Source organism: Dactylosporangium sp. NBC_01737 (genome assembly GCF_035963215.1).
In the GTDB taxonomy this organism is placed as follows: Bacteria; Actinomycetota; Actinomycetes; order Mycobacteriales; family Micromonosporaceae; genus Dactylosporangium.
Genome location: NZ_CP109153.1, coordinates 10,812,887 through 10,832,119, shown reverse-complemented (window position 1 = coordinate 10,832,119; position 19,233 = coordinate 10,812,887). Strand labels below are relative to the sequence as shown.

22 protein-coding genes are annotated in these 19,233 nt (G+C 72.8%); 6 read left to right on the top strand and 16 right to left on the bottom strand.

The genetic code is table 11. The features are described 5' to 3' along the window. Nucleotides 1-129: 129 nt before the first annotated feature. From OHA72_RS49885 to pcaH, 7 genes are all read right to left on the bottom strand, one after another. Complete coding sequence (locus tag OHA72_RS49885; RefSeq protein WP_327003124.1) at nucleotides 130-1,101, bottom strand: cellulose binding domain-containing protein; 972 nt, start codon at nucleotides 1,099-1,101, stop codon at nucleotides 130-132. A 105-nt stretch (nucleotides 1,102-1,206) separates the two neighbouring features. After that, nucleotides 1,207-2,388 carry a 4-hydroxybenzoate 3-monooxygenase gene (locus OHA72_RS49880; protein WP_327003123.1) on the bottom strand — a complete coding sequence of 394 codons (1,182 nt, stop codon included), beginning with the start codon at nucleotides 2,386-2,388 and terminating at the stop codon, nucleotides 1,207-1,209. Continuing rightward, on the bottom strand, nucleotides 2,385-3,026 hold the full coding sequence (locus tag OHA72_RS49875; protein WP_327003122.1) for a 3-oxoacid CoA-transferase subunit B: 642 nt from the start codon (nucleotides 3,024-3,026) through the stop codon (nucleotides 2,385-2,387). The genes OHA72_RS49880 and OHA72_RS49875 overlap by 4 nt, the downstream gene beginning before the upstream one ends. Further along, nucleotides 3,023-3,697 (bottom strand): 3-oxoacid CoA-transferase subunit A, encoded by a 675-nt coding sequence (locus OHA72_RS49870; RefSeq protein ID WP_327003121.1) that lies wholly within the window; start codon nucleotides 3,695-3,697, stop codon nucleotides 3,023-3,025. Before OHA72_RS49870 ends, OHA72_RS49875 begins: the two co-directional genes overlap by 4 nt. Beyond that, complete coding sequence (gene pcaC / locus OHA72_RS49865; RefSeq protein WP_327003120.1) at nucleotides 3,694-4,068, bottom strand: 4-carboxymuconolactone decarboxylase; 375 nt, start codon at nucleotides 4,066-4,068, stop codon at nucleotides 3,694-3,696. The genes OHA72_RS49870 and pcaC overlap by 4 nt, the downstream gene beginning before the upstream one ends. Beyond that, nucleotides 4,065-4,610, bottom strand: a complete 546-nt coding sequence (gene pcaG, locus OHA72_RS49860) for a protocatechuate 3,4-dioxygenase subunit alpha (RefSeq protein WP_327003119.1) — start codon at nucleotides 4,608-4,610, stop codon at nucleotides 4,065-4,067. The genes pcaC and pcaG overlap by 4 nt, the downstream gene beginning before the upstream one ends. Then, nucleotides 4,607-5,362: a protocatechuate 3,4-dioxygenase subunit beta gene (pcaH, locus tag OHA72_RS49855; protein ID WP_327003118.1), complete on the bottom strand. Its 756-nt coding sequence runs from the start codon at nucleotides 5,360-5,362 to the stop codon at nucleotides 4,607-4,609. Before pcaH ends, pcaG begins: the two co-directional genes overlap by 4 nt. Nucleotides 5,363-5,435: 73 nt before the next feature. On the opposite strand from pcaH, the gene OHA72_RS49850 reads away from it, so the two are divergent. Continuing rightward, the gene (locus OHA72_RS49850) at nucleotides 5,436-6,188 is read left to right on the top strand and encodes an IclR family transcriptional regulator (protein WP_327003117.1); all 753 of its coding nucleotides are present in this window, start codon (nucleotides 5,436-5,438) and stop codon (nucleotides 6,186-6,188) included. A 12-nt stretch (nucleotides 6,189-6,200) separates the two neighbouring features. Here the strand turns inward: OHA72_RS49850 and OHA72_RS49845 are convergent, their stop codons facing one another. Next, nucleotides 6,201-7,397, bottom strand: coding sequence for a M20 metallopeptidase family protein (locus OHA72_RS49845; protein ID WP_327003116.1), 1,197 nt, complete (start codon nucleotides 7,395-7,397; stop codon nucleotides 6,201-6,203). A gap of 75 nt (nucleotides 7,398-7,472) precedes the next feature. Between OHA72_RS49845 and OHA72_RS49840 the strand changes: the two genes are divergently transcribed. Further along, nucleotides 7,473-8,369 (top strand): hypothetical protein, encoded by an 897-nt coding sequence (locus tag OHA72_RS49840; protein WP_327003115.1) that lies wholly within the window; start codon nucleotides 7,473-7,475, stop codon nucleotides 8,367-8,369. Nucleotides 8,370-8,390: 21 nt separating this feature from the next. Beyond that, nucleotides 8,391-9,020: an MgtC/SapB family protein gene (locus OHA72_RS49835; RefSeq protein ID WP_327003114.1), complete on the top strand. Its 630-nt coding sequence runs from the start codon at nucleotides 8,391-8,393 to the stop codon at nucleotides 9,018-9,020. Between the two features lie 26 nt (nucleotides 9,021-9,046). Here the strand turns inward: OHA72_RS49835 and OHA72_RS49830 are convergent, their stop codons facing one another. Beyond that, nucleotides 9,047-9,289, bottom strand: a complete 243-nt coding sequence (locus OHA72_RS49830) for a response regulator transcription factor (RefSeq protein WP_327003113.1) — start codon at nucleotides 9,287-9,289, stop codon at nucleotides 9,047-9,049. A gap of 69 nt (nucleotides 9,290-9,358) precedes the next feature. Continuing rightward, nucleotides 9,359-9,520: an ATP-binding protein gene (locus tag OHA72_RS49825; RefSeq protein WP_327003112.1), complete on the bottom strand. Its 162-nt coding sequence runs from the start codon at nucleotides 9,518-9,520 to the stop codon at nucleotides 9,359-9,361. 179 nt (nucleotides 9,521-9,699) lie between these two features. Here OHA72_RS49825 and OHA72_RS49820 point away from each other — a divergent pair, with 179 nt between their 5' ends. Next, the gene (locus tag OHA72_RS49820; protein WP_327003111.1) at nucleotides 9,700-10,194 is read left to right on the top strand and encodes a hypothetical protein; all 495 of its coding nucleotides are present in this window, start codon (nucleotides 9,700-9,702) and stop codon (nucleotides 10,192-10,194) included. On the opposite strand, the gene OHA72_RS49815 is transcribed toward OHA72_RS49820, so the two are convergent. Then, complete coding sequence (locus OHA72_RS49815) at nucleotides 10,104-11,348, bottom strand: L,D-transpeptidase (RefSeq protein ID WP_327003110.1); 1,245 nt, start codon at nucleotides 11,346-11,348, stop codon at nucleotides 10,104-10,106. The genes OHA72_RS49820 and OHA72_RS49815 overlap by 91 nt on opposite strands. A gap of 169 nt (nucleotides 11,349-11,517) precedes the next feature. After that, complete coding sequence (locus OHA72_RS49810) at nucleotides 11,518-11,850, bottom strand: hypothetical protein (RefSeq protein ID WP_327003109.1); 333 nt, start codon at nucleotides 11,848-11,850, stop codon at nucleotides 11,518-11,520. A gap of 211 nt (nucleotides 11,851-12,061) precedes the next feature. On the opposite strand from OHA72_RS49810, the gene OHA72_RS49805 reads away from it, so the two are divergent. Beyond that, the gene (locus OHA72_RS49805) at nucleotides 12,062-13,075 is read left to right on the top strand and encodes a coiled-coil domain-containing protein (RefSeq protein WP_327003108.1); all 1,014 of its coding nucleotides are present in this window, start codon (nucleotides 12,062-12,064) and stop codon (nucleotides 13,073-13,075) included. 46 nt (nucleotides 13,076-13,121) lie between these two features. On the opposite strand, the gene OHA72_RS49800 is transcribed toward OHA72_RS49805, so the two are convergent. Beyond that, the gene (locus OHA72_RS49800) at nucleotides 13,122-13,286 is read right to left on the bottom strand and encodes a hypothetical protein (RefSeq protein ID WP_327003107.1); all 165 of its coding nucleotides are present in this window, start codon (nucleotides 13,284-13,286) and stop codon (nucleotides 13,122-13,124) included. A 131-nt stretch (nucleotides 13,287-13,417) separates the two neighbouring features. Then, nucleotides 13,418-14,626, bottom strand: a complete 1,209-nt coding sequence (locus OHA72_RS49795) for an alkaline phosphatase family protein (RefSeq protein ID WP_327003106.1) — start codon at nucleotides 14,624-14,626, stop codon at nucleotides 13,418-13,420. Between the two features lie 551 nt (nucleotides 14,627-15,177). Between OHA72_RS49795 and OHA72_RS49790 the strand changes: the two genes are divergently transcribed. Further along, on the top strand, nucleotides 15,178-17,133 hold the full coding sequence (locus OHA72_RS49790; RefSeq protein WP_327003105.1) for a putative bifunctional diguanylate cyclase/phosphodiesterase: 1,956 nt from the start codon (nucleotides 15,178-15,180) through the stop codon (nucleotides 17,131-17,133). A gap of 12 nt (nucleotides 17,134-17,145) precedes the next feature. Here OHA72_RS49790 and OHA72_RS49785 read toward each other — a convergent pair whose 3' ends face one another. Then, entirely contained in the window at nucleotides 17,146-17,943 is a 798-nt protein-coding gene (locus tag OHA72_RS49785) for a polyprenol monophosphomannose synthase (protein ID WP_327003104.1), read from the bottom strand. Nucleotides 17,944-18,091: 148 nt separating this feature from the next. After that, the gene (locus OHA72_RS49780; RefSeq protein WP_327003103.1) at nucleotides 18,092-19,165 is read right to left on the bottom strand and encodes a calcium:cation antiporter; all 1,074 of its coding nucleotides are present in this window, start codon (nucleotides 19,163-19,165) and stop codon (nucleotides 18,092-18,094) included. Nucleotides 19,166-19,233 lie beyond the last annotated feature (68 nt).

Here is a 19,233-nt window from a genome sequence, read left to right as displayed (position 1 = left end):
CCACCGGCGCCAGGAACGCGTCGGCGGCTGCGGTGCGGACGTGGTGGTCGATGCGGGCAGCGTAGGCCGGGACGCCGGTGGCGCGCAGGGCTCGGCGGGCCAGCGAGCCCCGCGCGCCAGGTCAGGGCGCTACGCCACGGTGCACGGGATGCCGTTGAGCGTGAAACTCTCCGGCGGGGTGAACGGGGAGGCCGACCCGGTGAAGCCGGACATGATGCCGTTGCCGGGCTGGATCGTGCCGCCCCACACCGGCGGGCTGATCGTGCCGGTGCCGCCGGCCCGGGTCATCGTGCCGCCGAACGCGTTGGAGATGACCGCCGTCGCGGGCAGGGCGAAGCCGATGGACCAGCCGCTGACCGGCGCGGCGGTCGTGTTCGTGATGCTGACCGTGACCATGAATCCGGGGCTGAACAGGATGATCTGGGCCTGGCAGGTCGGTGTGGCGGTGATGGCCAGGGTGGTGACGGTCGCCGGCGCGGACCGGGCGGAGGCGTTGCCGCGGGCGTCGAAGGCGATGACCGCGAACGTGTAGGCGGTGCCCGCGGCCAGCCCGGCGACCCGCTGGAAGCGGCTGAACGCGTCGACTGTGCGGATCGTGGTCCAGGCGCCGCCGATGAGCTGCTGCAGGTGGTACCCGGTGACCTGGACGTTGTCCGTCGACTCGCCCCACACCAGGGACGCCCCCGTGGTGGTGATGCTGCTGAACAGCATCGAGCCGGGTGCGGACGGCGCGGCGGTGTCCGGGCCGGGCAGGGTGGTGAACGTGACCGGTGCGGACGGCGGGCTCGCCGTGTATCCCGCCGCCACCACGAAGATCCGCAGCGTGTAGGCGGTGCCCGGGTGCAGGCCCGTCAGGGCGAGCACGCCGTAGGCGCCACGGGTGAACTCCGACCAGACGCCACCGACGTTGCGTTCGATCACGGCCTGTTCGCTGCGGCCGTCGTAGGACCACCACAGGTCGGCGCTGGTGTCCGCGACGTGCACGGCCTGCACGTTGGTCGGCGCGTCGAGGGTGGTGGCGGCCAGGGCCGGCGCGGGGGCGAGCGCCGCCACGGCCAGACACCCGGCGGTGAGGAGTGCGAGGAAGCGGAGCAGTCTCATGGAGGGCCTTTCGATGCGGGGGGTCACGCCGCATCCATGCTCAGCGCCGGCTGCCGCCGCCGTCCCCGGATCCTGGACACGGTCGGACAGCGTTGGACAGGACCGTCAGCCGGCGGGCCAGCCGGTGTAGCCCTCCGCCAGGTACCGCCGGCCCGCCTCCGACGCGACGAGCATCGCCAGCTCTCCCTCCTGCCGGCGCAGGTCGAACGCGTCGGCGCCGGGCGGGATGTGCAGCATCGTGGTCATCCAGTAGGAGAAGTGCTGCGCCTTCCACACCCGGGCCAGGGCGCGGCGCGGGTAGTCGTCCAGCGCGTCGGGGTCGTTGCGGCGCACCGCGAGTTCGAGGACCTCGGCGAGGACCCGCACGTCGGCGATGGCGAGGTTGAGGCCCTTCGCGCCGGTCGGCGGGACCGTGTGCGCGGCGTCGCCGGCGAGCAGCAGCCGGCCGTGCCGCATCGGCTCCTGCACGAAGCTGCGGAACGGCAGCACGGTCTTCTCGAAGATGGCGCCCTCCCGCAGCCGGAACCCGTCGGCGCCGGCCAGCCGCGCCTGCAGCTCGCTCCAGATGCGGTCGTCGGACCAGTCGGCCGGGTCGGTGTCGGGGTCGCACTGCAGGTACATCCGCTGGACGCTGTCGGTGCGCTGGCTGATGAGCGCGAACCCACGGCCGGAGCGGGTGTAGATGAGTTCGGGCGCGCTGGCCGGTGCCCGGCACAGGATGCCGAACCAGGCGTAGGGGTACTCGCGGAAGTACCGGCGCCGCGCGGTCTCGGGTACCTCGTGCCGGCAGATGCTGCGGGAGCCGTCCGCGCCGACCAGGTAGTCGCAGTGGATCTCGTGGGCGGTGCCGTGCTCGTCGGTGTACCGGATCGACGGTGAGCCGATGACGCCGGTGACCGTGGTGTCCCGCACGCCGAACCGGACGTCGCCGCCGTCGCGGGCGCGGGCGTCGGCGAGGTCGACGAACACGTCCGTCTGCGGGTACAGCCACGTCGACGCGCCGGCGAGGCCCTGGAAGTCGATGCGGTGGCTCTCGCCGCCGAAGCGCAGGTCGATCCCGCGGTGCTCGTGGCCGTCGGTGAGGACCCGGCCGGACACGCCGGCGTCGACGAGCAGGCGGACGCTGTCGCGTTCCAGGATGCCGGCCCGGTGGGTGGTCTCGATCTCGTGGCGGGTGCGGTGGTCGACGGCGACGACGGGGATGCCGGCCCGCGCGAGCAGGTGCGACAGGAGCAGCCCGGCGGGCCCGGCGCCGACGATGCCGACGGTGGTGCGGGTGACCGTCATGGCGAACCTTCCGTGAGCGTCACGGGCACCCGCCGCTGCAGCTCGGCGAAGCCGATGCCGAACAGGTCGCGGACCGTGACGCCGCCGGCCCGGTCGAGCAGGAACACGGCATGATCGGTGTAGATCCGCGTCACGCAGCGGACCCCGGTGAGCGGGTACGTGCAGGCGGTGACGAGCTTGCTGGTGCCGTCCTTGGCGAACAGGTTCATCATCACGAACGTCTCGCGGGCGCCGATCGCGAGGTCCATGGCGCCGCCGACGGCGGGGATGTCGTCGGGCCGGCCGGTGTGCCAGTTGGCGAGGTCGCCCGCCGCGGACACCTGGTACGCGCCGAGCACGCAGCAGTCCAGGTGCCCGCCGCGCATCATGGCGAAGGAGTCGGCGTGGTGGAAGTAGGAGGCGCCGGGCAGCTCCGTCACCGGGACCTTGCCGGCGTTGATGAGGTCGGGGTCGACGTCGTCGCCGGTCGCCTCGGGGCCCATGCCCAGCATGCCGTTCTCGGTGTGCAGGACGACGCCGGCGTCGGCGGCGAAGTGGTTTGACACCTTCGTGGGCAGGCCGATGCCGAGGTTGACGTAGGCGCCGCGCGGGATGTCGGCCGCGACGGCGGCGGCGAGCGCGTCACTGTCCAGGGTCACGACCGCACCTCATCGGGCACCAGCACGACCCGGTCGACGTAGACCGAGGGGGTGACGACGTGTTCCGGGTCGATGCCGCCGACGGCCACGACCGAGCGGACCTGCACGACGGTGGTGCGGGCCGCCGCCGCCATGATGGGCCCGAAGTTGCGGGCCGTCTTGCGGTAGGTGAGGTTGCCGGCGGCGTCTGCCGTGTGCGCGGCGATGAGGGCGAAGTCGGCGTGCAGCGGATGCTCCAGCACGTAGCCGCGCCCGTCGATCACCCTGGTCTCCTTGCCCTCGGCCAGGGGCGTGCCGTAGCCGGTGGGGGTGAAGAACCCGCCGATCCCGGCGCCCGCGGCGCGGATCCGTTCCGCGAGGTTGCCCTGCGGCACGAGCTCGAGTTCGATCTGCCCGGCGCGGTACCGGCGGTCGAAGTGCCACGAGTCGGCCTGCCGGGGGAACGAGCAGATGATCCGCCGGACGCGGCCCTTCGCGATGAGTGCGGCGAGCCCGCGATCGCCGTTGCCGGCGTTGTTGTTGACGACGGTGAGGTCGCCGGCGCCGCCGTCGATGAGCGCCTCGATGAGCTCGACCGGCTGGCCCGCCTCGCCGAACCCGCCGAGCATCACGGTCGCGGAGTCACCGATCCCGGCGACCGCGTCCGCCGGTGTTGCCGGGAAACTGATCACCGGGCGTCCTCCTCGGCCAGGACGGGACCGGCGACCGCGAACGCGTGGTTGGCGGTGGGCACGCCGCAGTAGACGGCGGCGTGCAGGATCACCTCGCCGATCTCGTCGCGGGTCAGGCCGTTGCGGCGGGCCGCACGCACGTGCATCGCGAACTCGTCCCAGTGCCCGTGCGCCATCAGTGCGGTGAGCGTGACCATGCTGCGGGAGCGGCGGTCCAGGCCGGGACGGGTCCAGATCTCGCCCCACGCGTACCGGGTGATGAACGACTGGAAGTCGGCGGTGAACGCGGTGGTGCCGGCGACGGCGCGATCGACGTGCGCGTCGCCGAGGACCTCGCGCCGCACCGCCATCCCGTCCTCGTGCGCCGTCACCGGGTGCCCTCGAAGTCCAGGAACGTGGTCTGTCCCGGGCCTTGCAGCCGCACGTCGAAGCGGAGATCCCCGGAGGGTTCCCGCTCGGCGACGAGCGTGGCCCGCTCGTCCGGGTCGAGGGAGGCCAGGAACGGGTCGCCGGCCAGCCAGGCCCCGGGCACGTACGCGCGGGTGAACAGCCGGTCCATGAGCCCGCGGGCGAACACGACGACGGCGAAGAACGGCGCCCGGCCCGGCATGGCCGGTCCCGGTTCGACGGTGGTGAAGGCGTAGTGGCCGCCCGGGTCGACGCCGGCCCGGCCCCAGCCGGTGAAGCGGGTCCCGTCGCGGCGGATCGAACCGTCCACCGTGGGCACCACCCCGTCGGGCCCGGCCTGGCGGATCTCCAGCAGCGCGTCCGGCACGGGCACCCCGGCACCGTCGAGCACGGTGCCGTGCAACCGGATCGCGCCCGGGTGCGCCGCGGTGACCAGCTCGTGGTCGCGCGGGTACGGCAGCGCGAAGCCGTAGAACGGGCCGACCGTCTGCCCCGGTGTCGTCATGAGGCTTCCAGGGGTGTGCGGTGGGTGCCGGTCAGCACGATGTCCCAGCGGTACCCCAGCAGCCACTCGTGCTCGGACAGGTCGTGGTCGTAGGCGGAGACCAGGCGCTCCCGGTCCCGGGGGTCGGTGATCGACTGGTAGATCGGGTCCAGGGCGAACAGCGGGTCGCCCGGGAAGTACATCTGCGTGACCAGCCGCTGGGTGAACTGCGTGCCGAACAGCGAGAAGTGGATGTGCGCCGGGCGCCACGCGTTGACGTGGTTGCGCCACGGGTACGGGCCGGGCTTGATGGTGACGAACCGGTAGCCGCCGTCGTCGTCGGTGAGGCAGCGCCCGACCCCGGTGAAGTTCGGGTCGACGGGGGAGGGGTGCTGGTCCCGCTTGTGGATGTAGCGGCCGCCGGCGTTGGCCTGCCACACCTCCACCAGCTGCCGCCGCACGGGCCGCCCGTCGCCGTCGGTGACCCGGCCCTGCACCACGATCCGCTCGCCGATCGGCTCGCCGCCGTGCTGGATGGTCAGGTCGGCCTCGAGCGGGTCGACGTCGCAGTGGCCGAACACGGGCGCGAGCAGCTCGGCCCCCTCGGGGTCGGCGTGGCGCAGCTCCTTCGTCGGATGGCGCAGCGTCGAGCTGCGGTACGGCGTGAAGGACAGCATCGGCTGCCGCGCTGGGGCGGGCCCGGCGTGCAGGGCCTCGATCTCGGCGGAGATGTCCCGCTGCGAGGGCAGGCCGCGTTCGGAGGTGGCGGTCACGATGCGAACCGTACGGATCCCGGCCGCCCGCGGTCTACGCTGGACTTCCACTGAGTGGAAAGGACGGCTCGAAATGGCCGGTCGGGTGTCGACCCCGGGCGCGTCGGTGGTCTCCCGCGCCTTCGCCGTCCTCGGCGCGTTCGACGAGCGGCACCGTGCCCTCACGCTGTCCGACCTGGCCCGTCGCGCCGCCCTGCCCCTCGCCACGACGCACCGCCTGGTCGCCGAGCTGGTCGCCGTGGGCGCGCTCGCCCGGCGCGACTCGGGGCAGTACGTCATCGGCCGGCGGATCTGGAGCACGGGACTGCTCGCCCCGGTGCAGACCGGGCTGCGGGAGCTGGCCTCGCCGTTCCTGCACGACATCTTCGCCGCGACCCGCGCGACCGTGCACCTCGCCGTCCGGGAGGGCACGGAGGTGCTGTACCTGGAACGGTTGCGCGGCAACGAGTCCGTGCCGATCGTCAGCCGCGCCGGGGGACGGCTGCCGCTGCACAGCACCGGCGTCGGCAAGGTCCTGCTCGCGCACGCGCCGCCGGAGGTCCGGGCCGAGGTCCTCGCGTCGCTGCACCGGGTCACGCCGTACACGATCGTGCGGCCGCCGGTGCTCGCCGCGCAGCTGGAGCGGATCCGCCGCGACGGCTACGCGACGACCGCCGACGAGATGACGCTCGGCGCCAGCTCCGTCGCGGTGCCGGTGCTGCGCGGCGGCACCGAGGTCGTGGCTGCGCTCGGCATCGTCGTCGCCCAGTTGCGCCGCGACCGGCAACGCCTCGTCGCCGGCCTGCAGGTGGCGGCGCAGGGCATCGCCCGCACCCTCGACGCCTGACCGGTCCCGGTGTCAGGCGCCGGCCGGTGCGGGCTGCCGCAGCGCCAGCTCCGCGAGCAGGACGGCGCCGTCGACCAGGACCTCGTCGTCGAACGCCGCCCGGGGTGCGTGGTTGTTCGGCAGGCCCACGTGATCGTCCGCGGCCGCCGCGCCGAGGAACAGGTAGGCGCCGGGGACGCGCTGCAGCACCCGCGAGAAGTCCTCGGAGCCGGTGTCCGGGACCGCCATCGGCTGGAACCGTTCGGCACCGAACACGTCGCGGACGGTGGCCGCCACGTGCTCGTGGCCGGCCGCGTGGTTGACGGTCGCCGGGTACTCCTCCTGGAAGCGCACCTCCGCCCGCAGCCCGTGCGCCGCGGCGATCCCCTCGCACAGCGCCACCGTCTCGCGGGCCATCGTGCGGGCCGCCTCGGCCGAGAACGTGCGTACCGTCGCCTCGAAGACCGCCTCGTCGGGGATGATTGTGCGCAGCTGGCCGGCGTGGAACGCGCCGACGGTGAGCACGACCGGGTCGAACGGGCTGAAGCGCCGCCCCACCATTGCGTGCAGCGCCGTCACCATCTCGCACGCGGCGGGGATCGGGTCGCGGGCGTCGTGCGGCGCCGAGCCGTGCCCGCCCGCGCCGACGACCCGGACGAACAGCCCGGCGGCCGCCGACATGATCGGCCCCGGCCTGCACGCGAACACGCCGCGCGGGAAGTCGGTGGCCAGGACGTGCAGCGCGTAGGCGACGTCGACCGGGCGGCCCGCCGCGTCCAGGACGCCCTCGTCGAGCATCAGCCCCGCTCCGTCGTAGCCCTCCTCGCCGGGCTGGAACATGAACACCACGTCGCCGGCCAGCTCGCCGCGCCGGGCCGCGAGGAGCCGCGCGGTGCCGACCAGCCCGGCCGTGTGCAGGTCGTGGCCGCAGGCGTGCATGACGCCGTCCACCCGCGACGCGAACGGCAGCCCGGTCAGCTCGGTCACCGGCAGCGCGTCCATGTCGCCGCGCAGCAGCACCACCGGCCCGGGCCGGTCCCCGCGCAGCACCGCGGTCACCGACGACAGCCGCTTGCCGGTGCTGACCTCCAGCGGCAGGCCGTCCAGCGCGTCCAGCACCCGTGCCTGCGTCGCCGGCAGGTGCAGGCCGATCTCGGGCTCCTGATGCAGCTCGCGCCGCAGCCGGATCAGGTCGTCCCGCAGCAGCTCGCCGTCCTCGCGCAGATCCATTTCGCCACGGTACGCGAGCCGCTTGACACTGTGGGGCACCCTGGCCCGGTCCCCGACGGATCCTCGGAGGATCGTATGGACCCGAACGTGTTCGCGAGGTGGGTGGCGCCCGTCGCCGTCATCGCGCTCGTCGTGGCCGGCGCGCCCGCCGCGCACGCGCACCCCGTCCTGGCGCCCGCGGTCTTCGACCCCGTGTCCGTCGGGTGGGGCTCGGTGCGTGACGCGACGGAGGCGCAGTTCCACGACAGCGTCGACGCCCGGGTCGCCCAGAACATGATCATGATCGATCTGGAGGCGGACGGCACCGCCGCCGGCCCGCGGTTCGGCGCGGTGTTCCAGCGCAACCTCGACGGCCGGCGCTGGGTCGTCGACGTCACGCTCACCGAGGGCGAACTGGCGTCCGGGCCCGACGACGAGTGGGGCACCCGCTGGCGCCTCGCCGACGTCGAGACGTTCACGCGCGACGGCGCGCGGGCCTACGCCGCGCTGTGGGTCGAGGACCTCGAAGGTCTCACCGCCGTCGCGAAGCACGACCTCACCTACGACCAGGCGGTCGCCTACTACGACGAGCAGCGGCGTACCCGCCTGCCGGTCGACGTGGACGTGTACCCGTACGGCACCGGCGTGCGGTACGCGATGATCTGGCTCGACAACCCGGGCGGCCTGGCGTGGCGGCTGCACCTGGACCAGTCCGGCGCCGAGTTCGCGGCCACGTTCGACGACTACGCCGGCGACGGTTACCGCCTGCTGATGCTCGACTCGGCGACGCGTGGCAGCGCCGGCCAGCGGTACGCCGCCATCTGGCTGCACAACACCAACGGCCGCGACTGGCGCGAGCGGCGCGACCTCACCTCCGCGCAGTACGCGACCTGGTGGGACACCTACGCCCGCGACGGCTTCCGGCTCATCACCTATGAGCGTTACGAGACGGCGGCCGGCACCCGGTACGCGGGGGTCTGGCGCCAGAACTGAACAAACGGGTATGAGTGTGCGATGGACTGGACCGTCGTTCCCACGCTGCTGCTCGCCATCCTCCTCGGTGCCATCGTCGGACTGGAGCGGGAGATGGGTGCGCAGCCCGCCGGCCTGCGCACGCACATGCTCGTCGCCGCCGGCGCGGCCCTGTTCACCATCGCCGGCAAGGAGGTCGGCAGCGACCCGACGCGCATCGCGGCGCAGGTCGTCACCGGCATCGGCTTCCTCGGCGCCGGCGCCATCTTCAAGGAGGGCGTCAACATCAGCGGCCTGACGACCGCCGCGTCACTGTGGGTCACCGCGGCGATCGGCCTGGCCACCGGGCTGGAGCTGTTCTGGGCGGCCGGCACCGTCACCGTCGCGGCGCTCGCCGCCCTGTGGCTGTTCAAGGTGGCGGAGTCGAACTGGCTGCCGGACCGGCACCGCATCCAGGTCACGCTGACCCTCGCGCCCGACTTCCCGCTCGACGCGGTCGAGCGGGAGGCCCTCGAGGCGCTGCCGAGCGGGCACGTGCTGCGCGTCGACTACGCCGGCCACGACCAGTCCATCGTGCTGACCGCCCGCGGCGACAACAACACGTCCCTGCCGGCGATCGCGGAGACCCTGCGCCTCCTGGACGGCGTGCAGGGCGTCGAGATCGCCCGCTGAGCGCGGCGTGACCGGCGTGCGCGCCGTCACGGGCCTTCGCCGGGCACGACCAGACCGTGCTGATAGGCGAACACGACGGCCTGCACCCGGTCACGGAGACCGAGTTTGATCAGTACCCGGCTGACATGGGTCTTCGCGATGCCGTTGGTCTTCGGCATGCGGATGTCCATCACCACCACGTCGGGGCGCAACTGCGCGGCGGTCCGGATCGCGGCGGCGCCGTCCTCGACGGACCCGATCACGTCGATGTCCGCGTGGACGCCCAGCATGCCGGCGAGACCGGAACGGATCAGCGCGTGGTCGTCGGCGATGAGGACCCGGGATGGGTGCCGGCGCGGTCACTGCACGCTCCTGGGCAGCCGGACCGTGACGGTGAACGCCCCGCCGCTCACGCCGGTCGTCACGGTGCCGCCGTGGACGCGGGCGCGTTCGCGCATGCCGACCAGGCGGCTGCCGCCCGGTGCGCCGGCGGCGGCCGTGGCGGGCGCCCGGTTGGACACCTCGAGGTCGATGCCGGTGTCGTCGTAGCCGATCCGGACGCTGGCCGGCGCGCGTTGGTCAGCGCCTCCTGCACGATGCGGAACGCGGCGAGGTCGAGCCCGGCCGGGATCGCGCCGCGCTCGTCAGCGGCGCCGAACACGTCCTGCTCGGCCTCGTCGCTGCGGCGCTGCTGGCGTGGATGCCCGGCTACCTCGCCCTCGGCGCCGGGTCGGCGGCCGGCCGTGCCGGTGCGTTCGCCTCGGTCGCCGGCACCGGGCTGCTGGCGTTCGCGATGACCGCGTCCAACCTCCACGGCGAGGACTACGGATGGTTCCCGGCCCTCGCGGTGCCCGCCAACGCGCTGTGGGCCGCCGGCTCGGTGGTCCTGGCCGTCACGACGGCGCGGTCCAGGTCCCTGCCCAGGCCGCTGGCCGTGGCACTGCCGGTCATCTGGCTCAGCAGCATCATGCTGTCGCAGCTCGGCGGCAACCTGCTGGCCGGTGTGCTGTGGGCGGCGGTGGCCTGGACGGCGCAGCCGGCGCGGCGTCACCGGCGGCCGGGGAACCGGCCGCCGGTGACGCTTCCGTACGCTCGCGGTGAGGGTCAGCCCGCCGACGGCGACGGGGAGGCCGACGCCGACGGTGAGGCGCTGGTGGTGGCCGGCACGTACGGCACCGCGCTGCCCTTGACGTAGTCGTCCCAGCTGGCCGTCCAGTCGGTCCAGCCGTTGCCCCACTTCACCTTCTCCTCGGTGCCCTTGATGATGACCGGGTCGCCGATGCGGGTCTGCTTCCACAGCCACTCCGCGTGCGCGGCGGAGATGTTGGTGCAGCCGTGGGAGACGTTGCGCTTGCCCTGGTCACCCTCGGACCACGGCGCCGAGTGGATGTACTCGCCGTCCCAGGTGAGCCGCTGCGGCCAGTACACCTTCGTGCGGTAACCGCCGCTGGACTCGGCCGGGACGCCGAAGGTGGACGAGTCGAACCACTCCCACTCGTTCTTGATCATGACGATGAAGCTGCCGCTCGCCGAAGGGCTCTTCGGCTTGCCGAGGCTGACCGGGATGGTGCGCAGCAACTGGCCGTCCTGGGTGACGGTCATCTGCTTGGTCGCGTTGTCGACCTCCATGACGAACTTCGGCCCGACGGTGGCGCTGAAGGCGACGTCGCGCTCGCCCCACCACTTGCCGTCCAGGTTCGTCCCGCCGGTGCGGGCGTTGACCTGGAGTTTGGTGCCCGGCTGCCAGTACTCCTTGGGGCGGAAGTGCAGCTCCTTGCCGTTGAACCAGTTGAACGCGCCCTCCTGCGGCGGGTCGCTGGTCACCTGGATGCGCTGCTGGACGGCGGCGCGCTGGGCCTGCGCCACGTCGACGCCGAAGGTGATGATGACCGGCATCCCGACGCCGACGGTCTGCTTGTCATTGATGATGCTGGTGACTTTGCCGAGCTTGCCGGGCTTCGCCATGGTCGTGAACGACGTGGTCTGCGTGGTCGGCTTGCCGTCGGTCGACGTGGCGGTGACGGTCACCGTGTACTTGGTGCCGTACTTCAACTGCCCGGCCGGCTGCCAGGCCTTGCCGTCGGCGCCGGCCGCGCCGGTGACCTCCGTGCCGCTCGCGTCGACGAGCTTGACGGTGACGCTGGCGGCGTTGGTGGCCGTGTAGGCGACGTCCACGGCCGTGGGCACGTTGGCCGCGCCGTCGGCGGGGCCGCTGATCGCGAGCTGCACCGGCAGCGCCGGGGGCGCCGAGCTCGCCGACGGCTGGCCCTGCGCCGCGCCGCCGTCCTTGCCGGCCGGTTTGCTGGTGCAGGCGGCCAGCAGCAGCGCCGCCGGGGCGGTCAGTCCCACGGCCGCCAGCATGCGGCGGCGGGAGATGCGCGGGGGTGGTGTGTATGTCATTGAGGTGTTTGCCATCCGGGTCTCTGAGGTGTCGCCGGGCGCTCCGGCGGGACGGGTCGGTCGATCATGTGACGCTGCGTGGCACCGCGAACGTTTACGCTCGGCGGAACCCGCGCGGTCAGCGGCGCCAGACCTGCAGCTCGGCCAGCGACGGCCGGTCCGGTGGCCGCCCGGCGGAGGAGTCCCGGTCCACCGCGGCGGAGGGGTCGCCGGCCGGGTAGCCGGTGCCGCCGCGGTCGTGGCTGGTGACGGACGGGTGCAACCGCCCGGTGGCGCGGTGGTCGCCGCCGTGGTCACAGCGGGTCGGCCCGCCCGGCTCGCACTCGGTGTCGGCATGCTGCATGGTGGCGCTCGGGCCGCCGCGGCCCGCGGTCACGTTGTGGACGGTCCGCGCCGCGCCACCGACGGCCAGCCAGCTCACTGCGAGTGCCAGCAGGAGAACGGTCAGCAACCGTCCGGGGCGCCCGGGCCGCGCGACTCGTGCGACCGGCCCCCAGCCCACGATTGGTCTCCCCACGCCCGCCCCCGTCGTTCCCGTGCAGGTTACCCCGGCGGGTCCAGGGAAACGAGGCCGGGACGCGGCCCGAGATGGCGCGATTGCTGGTATTTCGCCGGTTTTCTCTCGACTGGCACTCGCCAAAGGCTTGGATATGCTGGCCGCGATGCTGACTTCGACCCGGCGCGTGCCTCAGGTCCTGCTGCTGCTGATCACCCTGCTCCTGGGGGTGGTCGGGATCGCCGACCCCGCGGCCGCCGAGCCCGGCGAGGACGGCGGCCAGAATCTCACCGTCCGCCAGGCACTCGACAAGGCCAACGCCGAATACAACGACGCCAAGGGCCGCCTCGACAAGTCCGTCGCCGACGAGGCCGCGATCGGCGGCCAGCTCGCCGAGACGCAGGCCCGCGTCGTCGAGCTCGAGGCGTCTGCCGGGGTCGTGGCCAACGCCGCCTACCGCGGCAAGCGGGTCAGCCTGGCCAACGTGTTCTTCGCCAGCGACGACCCCGACACGATCATGCACGGCATGACCACGGTGCAGTACATGCTGTCCCGCGACGACAAGGCGCTGCACGAGCTGGCGGAGACGCGCAAGAAGCTGGAGCAGCAGAAGGCCGACATCGCCGCGGCCGTCGCCAACCAGCAGGCGCAGCTGAAGATCATGGAGACGAACAAGAAGGCCGCCGAGGACGCGCTGAAGAAGGCGGGCGGCGGCGGTGCGACCACCGGCGCCCCGAGCGGCGGCAAGGTCACCACCAACCCCGTCGGCCGCAACAGCGACGGCTCCTACGCCAAGCAGGGCTGCACCGAGAACGACCCGACCACCACCGGCTGCATCAGCCCGCGGATGCTCAACGCCTACAACGAGGCCCGCAAGGCCGGCTACACCCACTACACGTCCTGCTATCGCAGCGGCGGTGGCGGTGACCACCCGGCGGGCAAGGCCTGCGACTTCTCCTCCAACGCCAAGACCTTCGTCAACGCCCGCGCCACCGGCGCCGACCAGCAGTACGGCGACGCCCTCGCCGCCTGGTGCATCGCCAACGCGAAGAACCTCGGCGTCAAGTACGTCATCTGGTACAAACGCATCTGGCAGCCCAGCAGCGGCTGGAAGTCCTACGGCGGCGACGGCACCCCCGCCGGCGATCACTACAACCACGTCCACCTGTCGATGCAGTAGCGCGTCCCCGGACGCACCGCAGTCCTGGTGCCGACCGCCTCCCTGATCACGTCGTCAGTGATGCGATCCGGTCCAGGACGGTGTCCAGTGCGACTTCAAGGGGTCGCACGTCGCGGTGGATCTGGGTCATGAGCAGGCCACCCTGCAGGGCGGTGAGCAGCCCCAGTGCCAGGTCGTCGGGGTTGCCGGTCAGGTTTCCGCGGTGGTGCATGGTGGTGAGGCCGGCGCGGATGGCGTGTTCCCAGCGCAGGTAGCCGGAGGCGACCGCGAGCCGTGCCTGGGGGTTGGTTTCGGCGATCTGAGATGCCGGTGGGGCCGCCGCAGCGGCCCCACCGGCACGCGTCAGATCAGGCCACCCATCAACGGGTCGCTGACGGATTCCCGGCCGTCCTCGACGTGCCCGGCGTACCAGACGCCGAAGCCCGCGTCCGAGGCGGCGGTGACGCTCAGCTCGTACCAGCCGCGGCTCTTCGCGGTCGAGCACTCCACGGACTTCGTCTCGCCCGCCCGCAGGACGACCTTCGTGCGCCGGTTGCCGTAGCGGTCGGCGACGGCCAGCTCGATCCGCGACGGGCCCCGGTTGGCGAGCTGGAGCGCGACCTCGTGCCGCCGCTCGTCGTAGCCCGCCCGGATCGTCAGCTGCCGCTGGATGCCGGCGGCCGCGCCCTTGTGACGGCGGAAGAAGCCGTTCGGCCCGTGGACCGACAGGTCGTGCGCGCCGTCGGTGAGCGGCCACTCGTCGGTGAGCCGGCGGCCCGGCTCGACGGTGTAGCCGCGCGGCTCGTGCGCGGGGTCGGCGGACCGGACGTGGAAGTAGCCGGTCGCGGCGCCCTCGTTGCGGAACTCGAAGCCGAACGCGTCGCCGGTCGCGTGGCCGTCGGCGTGCAGGGTGTAGGGCAGCGCGCGGGCCGGGCGCACCCCGCGCTCCTGCTTGGGCAGCCGCGGGTCGGCGGGCGGGACCGGGACCTGGTCCGGCTGCCGGGTGAGGTCCCCGGGCTTGAAGCTGTCGGTGTCCGGCAGGTCGACGCGGCGCGAGGCGTTGGGGGTCTTGAAGTCGAACGCGGAGGTCAGGTCCCCGACGACCGCGCGGCGCCACGGCGTGATGTTCGACTCGACCAGGTCCCGGCGCCCCCGGGCGAAGCGCGCCTCGAGGAAGCGGATCAGCGACGTGTGGTCGAACAGCTGCGAGTTGACGTAGCCGCCGCGGGTCCACGGCGACACGATGACCATCGGCACGCGGATGCCCAGCCCGTACGGGCCGGCCGGGTGCCCGGCGTCGCCGGGGAAGATCTCGTTGGTGACCGGCACCGTCGACAGGCCCTGGGCGCGGGTCGCCGGCGGCGTCGGCGGGACGAGGTGGTCGAAGAAGCCGCCCTCCTCGTCGTAGGTGATGAACAGCGCCATCTTGCTCCAGACCACCGGGTTGGCGGCGAGGATGTCGATGACCTTCGAGGTGTACCAGGTGCCGTAGCCGGGCTCCCAGTTCGGGTGCTCGGTGTACGCCTCGGGCGCCACGATCCAGGACACCGCGGGCAGCGTGCCGGCGCGCACGTCGGCGGCGAAGTCGGCCAGCAGGGCGTCGGGGCTGCGGCCGGCCTTGTCTGCCCGAGGTCGCGCACCGGCGGGCGGAAGGGCAGCAGCTCGCCGTCGCCGTCCGGCTGGTGCCACACGGGCCGGCCGCTGGGCAGCGTCACCGGGTGCGGGTCGGCGAAGCCGCGCACGCCGCGCATGGTGCCGAAGTAGTGGTCGAAGGAGCGGTTCTCCTGCATGAGGATCACGATGTGTTCGACGTCCTCGATCGAGCCGGTGCGGTTGTGCGCCGGGATCGACAACGCCCGCTCGAAGGGCAGCGGAACGGCGGCCGCGGCCGCCAGCTGGAGGAAGGTGCGCCGGTCGACATTTGCCATGAGGCCGGACGGTAGGCCCGGCAGGTGGCCGCGACGTGTACGCCAGTCGATGCGCAAGGCGGTCGGGGGTGACGGCCGGGCAGCACCGCAACCGGATTGCTCCCGGGCGGAGGGGTCAGATGTCGCCACGGCGGGCCGATGGCAGGATCGGCGCTTCGGCTGGCGGAGCCGCCCAACGGTGGGACAGGAGGACCTGTGGCGCTGCGACCTTCCCGAGTGCTCCGGACCGGTGCCGTGCTCGGACTCGCCGCCGTCCTGCTCGGCCTGACCGGCGTCAGCGTCGTGGGCACGACCCGGACCCGCGCGTCGGCGAACACCGCGATCGCCGCCACGACGCTCGCCGAGGCGTACGAGCTGGCCGACGACGCCGTGGCCCTGGAAGAGGTCGCCGAGCAGCGGTACCGGCTGGAACCGGGCGAGCAGGCCCTCGCGCTGCACCGCGGCGCGTCCGGCGCGCTGGAGGTGGCACTGCGCGACGTCGAGGCGCGCGGCACCGCCGCCGACCGGGACGTCGCCGCCGAGGTGCGGGAGCTGCAGGTGATCTACCTGGGCGCGATGGACCGGCTGTTCGCCGCCGTCGACCGGGGCGACACGGCGTCCGCCGCCGACATCGACGACGAGGTCGTCGACCCGGCCGCCGAGCGGATCGGCGGCCTCGTGCACGGCGCCGCGACGGTCAGCGCGCAGGAGGCGGCGGAGGCGATGCGCGACCTGCACCGCATCGAGGGCGTTGTTTTCACCGCCACCACCGCGACGTTCGGGGTCGGGCTCGCGCTGCTGGTCGTGTTCGCCTTCGTGGCGGGCGGCTACCAGCGCCGGCTGCTGCGCCACGCTGCCGAGCACGAGTATCACGCGTCGCACGACGGGCTCACCGGCCTGCCGAACCGCACCCTGTTCACCGAGCACACCACGGACGCCCTGCGCGAGGCCGGGCCTGACGGCCGCGGCCTGGCCGTGCTCCTGCTGGACCTCGACCGGTTCAAGGAGGTCAACGACACCCTCGGCCACCAGTACGGCGACGAGCTGCTGCGGCAGGTCGCGGCCCGGACCACCGGCGCGCTGCGGGCCGGCGACGTCATTGCGCGGCTGTCCGGCGACGAGTTCGCGGTGCTGCTGCCCGGCGCGTCCGCCGCCGACGCCGCCGGCCTGGCCGCGCGCCTGCAGAGCGAGCTGCACCGCAGCTTCGCCCTGGACGACGTCGCGGTCGACGTCGAGGTGAGCATCGGCATCGCGGTCGCGCCGGAGCACGCCACGGACACCGACGCGCTGCTGCGCTGCGCCGACATCGCGATGTACACGGCGAAGGACAGCAAGACCGGCGCGACGCTGTACCGGCCGAACATGCACACCGAGGACGGCAACCGTCTGCTGCTGCTCGGCGACCTGCGCCGCGCGCTGGACGTCACGGACCAGCTCACCCTGCACTACCAGCCGAAGATCCGCCTCGACGACGGGCGGCTGTCCGGCGCCGAGGCCCTCGTGCGCTGGTCGCACCCGACCCGTGGGCCGATCCCGCCGGCGGAGTTCATCCCGGTCGCGGAGACCACCGGCCTCATCACCCGGCTCACCCTCTACGTGCTGCGCCTGGCGGTCGCGCAGGCGCGGGCCTGGCTCGACGACGGGCTGGTCGTGCCGATCGCGGTCAACCTGTCGCCGCGCTGCCTGCTGGACCCCGACCTGGTGGGTCACGTGACGCGGCTGCTGCACGAGCACGAACTGCCCGCCGACCTGCTGCGGCTGGAGGTGACCGAGACGGCCGTCATGGCCAACCCGGCCCTGGCCACCGAGACGCTCACCGCGCTGCACCGCCTCGGCGTGCGGCTGTCCATCGACGACTACGGCACTGGGTACTCGTCGATGGCGTACCTCAAGAGCCTGCCCGTCGACGAGCTCAAGGTCGACCGTACGTTCGTCATGCACATGGACGATGACCCGGAGGACGCCGTGCTGGTCCGCGGCGCGATCGAGCTCGGCCACAACCTCGGCATGACGGTCGTCGCCGAGGGCGTGGAGGGCGCCGCCCACGTCACCGCGCTGCAGGAGCTCGGCTGCGACATCGCCCAGGGCTACCACTACGCCCGCCCGATGCCCCCGGAGGACCTCACCACCTGGTTCAGGACCAGCGGCGCCACCGCCGTGCTGTCCGGCTGAGCGCGGTCGCGCTCAGCCGGCGGACCTGCCCAGCTGAGCGCGGGTACGGGCGATCTTGCGGTGGCGCAGGCGGAGCAGGAACGGCATCATCGCGCTCTCGACCTTCGTGCCCGTGGTCATCTTCGACACACCGTCGGTGCGCTCCTCGAAGCGGATCGGCACCTCGATGATGGTCTGTCCCAGCTTGGTCGCCAGGAAGTGCATCTCCACCTGGAAGCTGTAGCCGTTGGACTGGACCCGGTCCAGGCCGATCGCCTGCAACGCGTCCGCGCGCCAGATCTTGAAGCCGGCCGTCAGGTCCCGGATGCGCACCTGCAGCAGGGTGTGCACGTACAGGTTGGCCCAGCCGCTCAGCATCCGCCGGTACAGCGGCCAGGCGTCGTCCAACTGGCCACCGGGCACGTAGCGTGACCCGATCACCACGCCGGCGTGGGTGGACAGCAGCGCGCCGAGCATGCCGGGCAGCGCCTCCGGCGGGTGCGACAGGTCGGCGTCCATCTGCGCCACGTACGTGGCGCCGTCCTCGAGGGCCTTGCCGATGCCGTCGACATAGGCCCGGCCGAGGCCCTCCTTGCCGGGCCGGTGCACCACCCGGATGCGACCGGGGTGCTCGGCGGCCAGCTTCTCGGCGACCTCCCCGGTGCCGTCGGGGGAGTTGTCGTCGGCGATGAGGATGCTCAGCCCCGGCAGTGGCAGGGCGAACAGCCGCTCGACCAGCCGTGGCAGGTTGCCTGCCTCGTTGTAGGTCGGGACGACCACGGTCAGGGGCTCGTCACACCACGGCGACGGCAGCCGCACTGGCTCGATCATTACGGAAGACCATCCTCGGGTCGCCGGCAGGTTCAGACAAACAGGGTAGTCGGGCCGGGCCAGCCACCCGAGCACCGGCCCCTTCCTGACGCCGCCGGGCGGCCCACCAGGACGTCGGCGCCGGTCGATGGGCCGGCGGCCGGGAGGTCTATGGGCTGGCGGCCAGGAACAGGAACGCGGCGCAGACGGACAGGTGTACGGCGGCCTGCAGCAGCGTGGCCCGGCCGGGCATGACGGTCAGGATGCCCACACCGGCGGTGAGGGCGAGCAGCACGATCTGGGTGGCGCCGAGGCCGAGGATCAGCGGCCCGTTCAGCCAGATCGAGGCGACCGCGATCGCGGGGATGGTCAGCCCGATGCTGGCGATGGCGGACCCGAGGGCGAGGTTGAGGCTGATCTGGACCTGGTCGCGGCGGGCGTTGCGGATGGCCGCGAGGGTCTCCGGCAGCAGGATCAGTACGGCGATGACGACACCGACGAAGGAGTGCGGCAGCCCGAACTTGGCGACGCCGGCCTCGATCGTGCCGGACTCGACCTTGGCCAGGCCGACGACCGCGACCAGCGCCACGATCAGCAGGACGAGGCTCGCCAGGGCCTGCCGCAGCGACGGGAACTTCGCGTGCTCCTCGGCGGGGCCGGTGACGGGCAGGAAGTACTCGCGGTGCCGCACGTTCTGGACCACCACGAACAGCGCGTACAGCGTCAGTGACGCGGTCGCCGCGAACGCCAGCTGCGGCCCGGTGAACTCCGGCGCGGGCGCGCTGGTGGTGAAGGTCGGCAGGACCATGCTCATCGTGGCGAGGGTGATGACGGCGGCCAGGGCGGCGCCGGTGCCTTCGGCGTTGAACACCGCGACGTGGCTGCGCAGCGCGGTCACCAGCAGCGACAACCCCGCGATGCCGTTGCACGTGATCATGACGGCGGCGAAGACGGTGTCCCGCGCGAGGGTCGCGGTGCCGGAGCCGCCGGACACCATGAGGGTGATGATCAGCCCGACCTCGATGACGGTGACGGCGACGGCGAGGATGAGCGAGCCGAACGGCTCGCCGACCCGGTGGGCGACGACCTCGGCGTGGTGGACGGCGGCGAGCACCGACCCGGCGAGCAGGGCCACGACCACGACCTCGACGGGGATCGGCAGGTCCCGGCCCCACACGGCGACCAGGACGCCCAGGGCGATCGGTGGCAGGACGACGGCCGCGCGGTTCAGGGAGGTGCCCACGCTGCCCACTGACCGCCGTTGCACGCACGAAACCTGCGTGCCATTGATTCCCGCCGCGCAGGTGGGAT